The 8,113-nt window shown below is 43.8% G+C and carries 8 protein-coding genes (1 of these 8 only partly in view); 6 read left to right on the top strand and 2 right to left on the bottom strand.

The features are described from left to right. The first annotated feature begins 54 nt into the window (after positions 1-54). The 3 genes from ACSQ8P_RS03710 to ACSQ8P_RS03720 all read left to right on the top strand — a co-directional run bounded on the left by ACSQ8P_RS03710 (position 55) and on the right by ACSQ8P_RS03720 (position 2,729). A complete protein-coding gene (locus tag ACSQ8P_RS03710) occupies positions 55-813 on the top strand; it encodes a glycerophosphodiester phosphodiesterase (RefSeq protein ID WP_436233958.1) in 759 nt (252 codons plus the stop codon). After that, positions 810-1,958, top strand: coding sequence for a hypothetical protein (locus ACSQ8P_RS03715; protein ID WP_436233959.1), 1,149 nt, complete (start codon positions 810-812; stop codon positions 1,956-1,958). The genes ACSQ8P_RS03710 and ACSQ8P_RS03715 overlap by 4 nt, the downstream gene beginning before the upstream one ends. A 75-nt stretch (positions 1,959-2,033) precedes the next feature. Next, positions 2,034-2,729 (top strand): glycerophosphodiester phosphodiesterase, encoded by a 696-nt coding sequence (locus ACSQ8P_RS03720; protein ID WP_436233960.1) that lies wholly within the window; start codon positions 2,034-2,036, stop codon positions 2,727-2,729. 66 nt (positions 2,730-2,795) lie between these two features. On the opposite strand, the gene ACSQ8P_RS03725 is transcribed toward ACSQ8P_RS03720, so the two are convergent. Next, on the bottom strand, positions 2,796-3,482 hold the full coding sequence (locus tag ACSQ8P_RS03725) for a response regulator (RefSeq protein WP_436233961.1): 687 nt from the start codon (positions 3,480-3,482) through the stop codon (positions 2,796-2,798). An 18-nt stretch (positions 3,483-3,500) separates the two neighbouring features. Continuing rightward, positions 3,501-4,646 carry a sensor histidine kinase gene (locus tag ACSQ8P_RS03730; RefSeq protein ID WP_436233962.1) on the bottom strand — a complete coding sequence of 382 codons (1,146 nt, stop codon included), beginning with the start codon at positions 4,644-4,646 and terminating at the stop codon, positions 3,501-3,503. A 299-nt stretch (positions 4,647-4,945) separates the two neighbouring features. Here ACSQ8P_RS03730 and ACSQ8P_RS03735 point away from each other — a divergent pair, with 299 nt between their 5' ends. From ACSQ8P_RS03735 to ACSQ8P_RS03745, 3 genes are all read left to right on the top strand, one after another. Further along, positions 4,946-5,299: a response regulator transcription factor gene (locus tag ACSQ8P_RS03735; RefSeq protein ID WP_436233963.1), complete on the top strand. Its 354-nt coding sequence runs from the start codon at positions 4,946-4,948 to the stop codon at positions 5,297-5,299. Positions 5,300-5,415: 116 nt separating this feature from the next. Further along, entirely contained in the window at positions 5,416-7,026 is a 1,611-nt protein-coding gene (locus tag ACSQ8P_RS03740) for a glycosyl hydrolase family 18 protein (protein WP_436233964.1), read from the top strand. Between the two features lie 247 nt (positions 7,027-7,273). Further along, positions 7,274-8,113, top strand: partial view of an ABC transporter transmembrane domain-containing protein gene (locus ACSQ8P_RS03745; RefSeq protein WP_436233965.1) — the start only. The gene runs 1,308 nt beyond the window's last position; the window shows 840 of its 2,148 coding nt (coding positions 1-840); it begins with the start codon at positions 7,274-7,276; the stop codon falls past the right edge of the window.

Here is an 8,113-nt window from a genome sequence, read left to right on the forward strand (position 1 = left end):
ATAGGCATCAACTAGATTTGAGAGAATAGGAACGCATAGGAGGAACGTGTGAATATGACACAACCATCTGTATTAGTAATCGCTCATCGTGGAGCTAAGGGAGAGGCTCCCGAGAATACACTAGGCGCATTTCGCCTCGGACTTGAACAGGGCTGCGATGGCATTGAACTGGATGTACACTTATCGAAGGACGGCGAACTCATCGTCATCCATGATTTCACCATTGATCGTACAACAGATAGGAAGGGCGTCGTGCATGAGATGACGCTCTCACAGTTAAAGCAGGCCGATGCGGGTCGTTGGTTCGATTCGAAATACGAAGGGGAACGGATTCCAACGTTAGATGAGGTATTCGACCTTGTTCCACCGGAAGTAATGATCAATGTGGAGATCAAGGATTCATACAGCCGGATGCTGGAGCCAGCGCTAGTTGAGCTCATGAAGAAGAAAGATCGTGTGCATAATGTGGTAGTCTCTTCCTTTGATCACAAGAGTCTGCAATTTCTGAAGCTCTTGCTGCCTGAAGCGAAAATCGGGCTCTTATATGAAATCAATCCGGGAAGTCACGCCGGTTTAGCGACAGGACTTGGGGTGCCCGTGTATTCCTTGCATCCTAATTTTAAAAGGATTAATCGTGAGGATATACGGGATGCCATAAGCAAAGGAATTCAGGTGTATCCTTGGACGATTAATGACGAGAGCAAGATGAGACAAGCAATCGATAAAGGTGCTTCTGGCATTATTACGGACTTCCCCGGCAAGCTGCGAGAGATTTTAAATGCTCAGAGACAGCCTGCAGGGGGAGAAGGATGAGCAGGGCACGACTCTCTTGTGTTGTGATTGTGGCAGGTCTGATCGCTTTGACGGCCGTGGGCTGTCAGAAGCCAGTAGAGATCGTTAATTCAAAAGCAGTTCCTACGGCTGCTGCACCGAAAGAAGCTGCGCCTGTAGCAGCTCAAGCTACTCCTAACCAGGTGAACACCATGACAGAGATAACCCAAGAAGAAGCGGGTATTAAGATTCGTGTAGATATGCCTGAAATCAAAGCTTTTCTTGAAAAAAGCAAGCAGGGTCCTATCATCCCGGCACTGAAGCAAAATGCGATCCCGCAAGGTATGGCGTATCTGGAAGAGAAGAATTGGATATTGATCTCCCATTACCGTGAGGACGGCAAGCCTGGCATTTTATCTGTTATTGATGCGGAGAGCGGGCAGATGGTCAAAGCTCTTGACCTGTATAAGAACGAGTCTACGCCTTATACAGGACATGCAGGTGGTGTTACCGTAAGCAAAAAACATATCTGGATTGCATCAGAGAGCAACGTCTACTATTTCTCCAAGGATGATCTACTGAAAGCAAATAAGACGGATAAAATCGTTTTTAAAGGGCTCGTTCAAACGAATACGCGCGCTTCCTTTAATGCTTTTGCTGATGGTGTATTATGGGTTGGTGAATTTGCACAGGGTACCAGCTATCCTACGGATATTTCGCATTATATGACGAACCGAGATCAGAAAGAGTATAAAGCATGGGCTGTTGGCTATAAGCTTGACCCTTCGACCGACTTGCCGAACGATTTGAAATTGCAGGCATCAGGACCGATTGTGCCTGACATGATCATTTCGCTGCCGGACAGTGTGCAAGCGATGTATACAGAGAAGGATAGCTTCTGGCTCAGCCAATCGTATGGAAGAAACGCGACCAGCGACTTAACTCGCTATAAGCACAGTTTATCGGAGATACCCCATAAGACAGTAAAGCTTGGACAAACCGAAGTGCCTGTATGGTTTTTGGACACTAAGAACAAGATGGAGAAAATGGAAATTGCACCGATGGCCGAAGGTATTTTTAAATCGAATGGTAACATGTACATTTTATTTGAGTCGGGTGCAACGAAATACAAAACATCCTCTAGCTACGCATTGGACCGCATTCATATTCTGCCATGGCGTGAGTAAGCGACAGTGGTCGGTTGTCTGTATTTGCGTTATGATTGAGAGGTATTCAATATAACCGGAGGTGGACATCGCGACATGATCACTGGATTAGCACATAGGGGCTACCCGAAAAAATACCCAGAGAATACAATAGCATCCTTTCAGGCTGCTTTAGACTTGTCCTACAGTCATCTGGAGCTGGACGTTCAGCTTACTAGGGACGGAGTGCCTGTCGTTATTCATGATACGACCGTAAATCGAACAACGAATGGTACTGGCCGTGTAGCAGACTACACCTTTGAACAAATTCGGAAATTGGATGCCGGCGGAGGTCAGCAGATTCCGACCCTGAAAGAAGTTCTTTTGCTGGCGAAGGGGAAAGCTCAAGTCGATATAGAGCTTAAGCAAAGCGGGGATCTGTATCCAGGTTTAGAGGAGCAAGTGCTGGAGACGATACAAGACGCTGGGGTTCAGGATCAAGTATTCGTGACTTCCTTCGATCACTACGCCATCGTTCGGACAAGGGAGCTATCAAGTCATATTGATCTGGGACTCGTCCTATACGGTGCGACACCTGCGGTGTTTCCTCTTGCGAAGGAGATTAATGCGAAGTATGTATCCGTCAAACATATTTATTTAACAGATGAATTTGTTCATCGCTGCGACGAAGCGGGCATACAGTTGATTGCCTGGACGATTGATGATGAACAAGATATGCGGAATTTACGGTCGCGTTATCCTCATATTTGGGCTTGCACGAATGAGCTGGAGAGATGGATAACGGTATTTTAAATAACCAAAAGGAGCCGACAACTATGTTGTGGCTCCTTTTTTGTTGTTGAATTCGCAATGCCAATCCTATAAATCATGCTCATGCAAATAAGCGATCGTTTCCGACCTTCCAGCGACATTCAGTTTTTTGTAAATGGCACTAAGATAATTTTTCACAGTCCCCGTGGTTAAAAATAGTTCAGAAGCGATAGCTTGATTAGACTTTCCTAGCTTTAAGTTCCTTAATATGTTTCGTTCCTGTACGGATAAATCAGGGGATTTGGCGTCTTGCTTTTTCATGGAAGCAGGCGTTTGGTTTGCTGTTGTTACGCGTTCTTCATGCTCTTCTGAGGTACGTAAAGCTTGGACAAGCCGCGGTTGAATACTGAGGGGATATGTAATTCCACCGTCTAAGCAGACCTGAATCGTAGCAAGTATTTTTTTCGTCTCAACGCCTTTAACCAGATAGCCGCTAGCTCCAAGGCGTATCGCTTCCCAGATGTAGGCTTCATCCTCAAATGTGGTCAAAATCAGTACCTTAATATCAGGGAATTCGGCTTTGATTCGTTTCGTAGCCTCTAATCCATCAAGCTTGGGCATATGGATATCCATCATAACGAGCTGAGGACGATGCAACTGTACTTGTTCAATCGTGGCTACTCCATCCCCTGTTGTAGCTACGACAGAATACCCCTTTTCCATACTTAGAATAGCTGCTAATCCATCGCGGATGAGGGGCTGGTCGTCTGCGATAAGAATGGTTGTTTGAGACAATTCGATCACTCCTTCCGATCATTTTCGACTGAAGGGTATGGCTATATCCAGCGTTACTCCGTCAGATGCACCTTTGTTCCTTATGGAAAACGTTCCTCCCACATCTTCCACCCGTTCTTTCATCGCATTTAGTCCGTAGCCATACACAATTTCGATAGGCGGATGACCATTATCGGATAAAACGAATCGAATGATTTCCTCATGATACGTCAATGAGAAATGGAAATAGGTACTTAGGCCATGGCGAATACCATTCGTCAAACCTTCTTGTAGTGCACGGTAAATCGTGAGCTCGATAATCGGCGTCAGATCAGGCATCATGGTGTCGATTGTATAGGCGATTTCCACGTTAGTTTGCTTTTTCGTATCATCGATCAACTTGATAAGCTCGGGTATGAAGGAGTGATCCGGGAAATTTTCGCGCAAAATATGCACAGAGCTTCGTACGTCATCGAGCCCTCTGAGAATACTTTCTTTCGTTCTATCGATCATCTCTTGGGCAAGGGGATAGCGCTGTTTCTCTAACGCATGTGCGGCAGTTTGTAATCCGGTTAACGCGGATGTCAGCGTATGTCCAACCGAGTCATGAATGTCGCGGGAAATTCGCGTCCGTTCTTGTAATTTGGCCTTCTGCTCCAGCGCAATAGAGGCAATTCGCAGATGCTCATTGTCGATGGCCAATTGATTTTTTTGTTGAAACGCAATTCTAGCAAGCAAGCTCATCCCATAGATAGCAAAGAAATCAATCACTCTAGGAATAATTAAATAGATATCCTCAAAAGGCGGAAACTGACGATAGACCATGACGCCTAATAGAATGCTAGCATAATTAACGATCGTAAAGAGAATGGCATGCTTTCTACCGTGATGGAAGGTGAATTCGCCAATGAGAATTAAGAGGTAAATTTGTGAAATATAACTTTCCGACCATATGCAGATAACGAGAGCTAAAGCGAGTTGAGCGTATAGAAACTGGAATCCACGCTTACTATGTAGAGCAATCTTTAGGATGTAATCTCGCATCTGGACGGCAGCAACATAGGTGCACGCTAGCAGCAGAAGTCCAAACGAAAATTTACTCGTATGAAACAATAGCGCGAGTGTTGCGCCTATCACGATGATATTCAAGGTGAGAGTCATATTCTTATGTAAATGTACATCCATATCTTTACCCTCAAATACAAAGCATTATTTTCTATGTATTTTACCATAAACATGACTTAAGTCATACACGGAATGCGTAAATCGTCGAAAGAGCGGCACTTATAGTGAACTTCTTCATCTTGGATAGGTCTTTAGTAGCATCTATAATGAAGATAGAGGAATTTTAGAATTTCAAGGGAGGCATGTCCAAATGTTGATGATTCTATGGAACTTACTAGGTGGCATTCTTCTAATCTTGAGTTTATATTTACCGCTGAAATTATTATTGGAACGTAACCCTGAGTAGGAGGGAGTACGACTTGAAAGAAGACTTGCATCATAGGAAAAATGGGGACATGCATGCATCATGCAGCACTGAGTACGAGCGAATGAATGAGTTTCTGATTCAGGAAACGGGTACTTCCATGGATGTATTTTCTACTAGGTATCAAATCACGAAGCGAGAGTCGGAAATTTTTTTGATGGTCGCTATCTATGGTTTTTCCAATCACGAAATTGCCGAACGTTGCAGGATCAGCGAAAAAACGGTCAAGATTCATCTTGCTAATATAATGAACAAAGCTGGCATCAAATCGATGCGGAGATTACTTTCGCTGTTATTTAATCATGTTCTTTACTTTCATGAAAGTAACCGACTGTCCGAGGAAAAGTAGGGACGGTTTTTTCATTTCAGCGTAACTAAACATTCTCCTACTACGTCTATTACTATGTTGCTATAATTACGAAAACTAGCAATGGCAGATATAGAGGGAGAGGAAAGAAAACGTTTATGTTGAAAAAGACAATTTTATTCGGCACGTTGTTTGTTCTATTGTTTGCAAATACCGCTTTTGCATACGATGTACAACTCCGGTCCTTCATGGATGAGGAACAAGATTATGCCAAGGATCCGATTTACACATTATCCGCATTAGGTATTATTAACGGCTACGAGGACCAAACTTATCGTCCCAATGATGACCTGTCTAGAGAGGCTTTCATTAAGTTGCTCGTTATGGAAGGTAAAATAGAGAATAAAGCCGCCGTGGGGAGTATCCCCGCAGATGTAACGAAGGACCGCTGGTCGGCACCTTATATTTCGACTGTCTACGAACGGAAATGGCTAGATAGCTTACTAGATCAGGAGGGTTTGTTTCATCCTTCCCAGACGATTAATAGAGAAGAAGTTGCGATGCTCGTAGGGAAATCGTTGCTGGAGTCTGAAAGCGAAACGGTTCGTCAACAATGGTTAACTACGGATTGGAAGAAGGAACAGAGCCTTAGAAGTTTTAAAGATGATTTGGTTATGAATGAGGCGATGAAGCCTTATGTGTATTACGCAGCACGTCGTGGCATTATGGAGGGAGATCAAGCAGGATTTAACCCGAAAGAGTCTTTGATTCGCAAACAGGCCGCAGCAGTTATTTATCGTTTAATTGATAAGCGAATTGCCGAGCAAAAGATCGATTTTACAGGTTATTATGCCCTGATATCTTATCCTGCGATTAAGCAGATGAATAAGCTATCCCATGTCATTTTTGGTTGGTCTAATTTGTCATACAGCGCGGCTGGAACAGCTTCATTGAACATCACCTCAACGGTGAATCGCGTGCCGGAAGGTTATGAAGAGGTCATCGCCACTGCGGATGCTGCCCATCTCACGAAAGAACTGATGGTTTTCTATGATGGCGCTAATTTAAAAGACTTCCTTAAAGATGAGTCTGCCCAAAAGACCTTCATCTCCTCATTGCTTAGTACGTTGAAAGATCCAGCCTACTCGTTTACTGGGGTAAGCATTGATTTTGAAGGGCTGAAGGATGTGGCAAGTGCGTCAGACTACACCCAATTTCTTCAGGAGTTGAAAAGTCAGTTAGGTTCGCTTACGTTATCCTTAGCCGTCCCTCCAATCTATTATTATAAGGGTTATGATTTAAAAGAGATCGGTAAGCTAGCCGATACAGTTATCCTTATGGCTTATGACTTCACACATGATGATAACATGTTGCCCTCGGCTCCGTTACCATTAGTGAACGATACAGTCCTTACAGCGCTTCAATCGATACCGAAAGAAAAGCTGGTGCTAGGCATATCCAAACAGGCTAACCAGTGGATCACCAAATCTGGGGTAACTGGAACTGCCCTTAAACCAGCCGTTGTAGATGTTGAGAAAAGGCTGGCGATGCCAGGTGTGGATACCACGTGGGTAATGCCGTATTTCTTGAAGAAAGCTACGTTTGCAGACGAACGGGGTAGTCATGTGCTGTACTACGAAGATTCGCAGAGTATAGCCAAGAAGATTTGGCTCGCCAAATTCTATGAGCTGAATGCTGTTTCCTTATGGTTTATGGGCAACTATACGGCATCGGATTGGGAGCAAGTTGGAGAGCAGGCGGCTAAGTAATAGTTAGTGTAAAAAGGAGCTAGGTTCATGAACCTAGCTCCTTTATCAATTAATCTGACATTGACTGCGATTTCATAGGCAGGGTAGTAGAGAGATAGAGGCTTCGTCCAACGGACGAGGCTTTTTTTATTAATAAGGTTAATTAAATCGTTCCCGAGCACAAATCAGATATGGTAAACTATAGGTAAAATGAACTAATTCCTCACATCCTACCGACTGACTCTACGAAAAGGCGCTGAAACCCTCGATGCTTTATTTATATCGATCCGTCCTACGATATCTAGCGAGTAGTAAAAAAATATTCACCGTATTTATCATTGCGCTATTATTTGAACTCAGCTTCGAGTACTTTACGTCATTAAGTATCAAATATTTAATTGACGATGCCATCACACCTCGGAATATGACCATTTTCTTTGGTTTGCTCTTAGCACTTCTCATTGGCGGTGTCTTAAACTTATTGATTGGTGTTGGCGGCGATTATACGATGTCCAAATTAAACGAGACGATTCTCATCGGGCTGCGCAAAGATCTCTATGAACAGATGCAGAAGCTTTCTGCTCATTTCTTCTCACGCTATCGAATCGGGGATATTGTTGCGCGGTTCACCATGGATATTCCAGCGGTAGAACATGCGATGATGCAGACGTTTTCTACGCTTATTCTGGCAAGCCTCAGCATGGTAGTGGGTACGGTGATTTTGTTTGTTCTAGAGTGGAAATTGGCGCTTGTGACGTTCGTCGGCATTGTCTTCATGTTCGTCCCGCAAAAACTACTGAATAAACGCGCGCAGCACTACAACGAGGAGTACGTTGGCATTGTAGAATCATTTTCTAATAATATGGATGAGGAAATGAAGGCATTTAAGGTCATTCGTGGCTTTCAACTGCAGGAATCTATGAAAAATAGGTTCACCAAGCAACTACAAGTCTGGTTTCGACTTGGTGTGAAGAGGAGCTTCATTAACTCGAATCTGGAGCGACTTCCAATCATGGTGTTATCCGTTATTAACGTGATTATCCTTGGTTTAGGGGGCTATTTTACGTTCCAAGGAACAATGACCATTGGGGATTTAATTGCCTTTTAT

Source organism: Paenibacillus sp. LjRoot153, from assembly GCF_964253085.1.
In the GTDB taxonomy this organism is placed as follows: domain Bacteria; phylum Bacillota; class Bacilli; order Paenibacillales; family NBRC-103111; genus Paenibacillus_E.

What these genes read in the sequence shown, in the direction of transcription:
- ACSQ8P_RS03710 (WP_436233958.1), top strand. Translation starts at nt 55, where the DNA reads ATGACACAACCATCTGTATTAGTAATCGCTCATCGTGGAGCTAAGGGA.
- ACSQ8P_RS03715 (WP_436233959.1), top strand. Translation starts at nt 810, where the DNA reads ATGAGCAGGGCACGACTCTCTTGTGTTGTGATTGTGGCAGGTCTGATC.
- ACSQ8P_RS03720 (WP_436233960.1), top strand. Translation starts at nt 2,034, where the DNA reads ATGATCACTGGATTAGCACATAGGGGCTACCCGAAAAAATACCCAGAG.
- ACSQ8P_RS03730 (WP_436233962.1), bottom strand. Translation starts at nt 4,646, where the DNA reads ATGGATGTACATTTACATAAGAATATGACTCTCACCTTGAATATCATC.
- ACSQ8P_RS03740 (WP_436233964.1), top strand. Translation starts at nt 5,416, where the DNA reads ATGTTGAAAAAGACAATTTTATTCGGCACGTTGTTTGTTCTATTGTTT.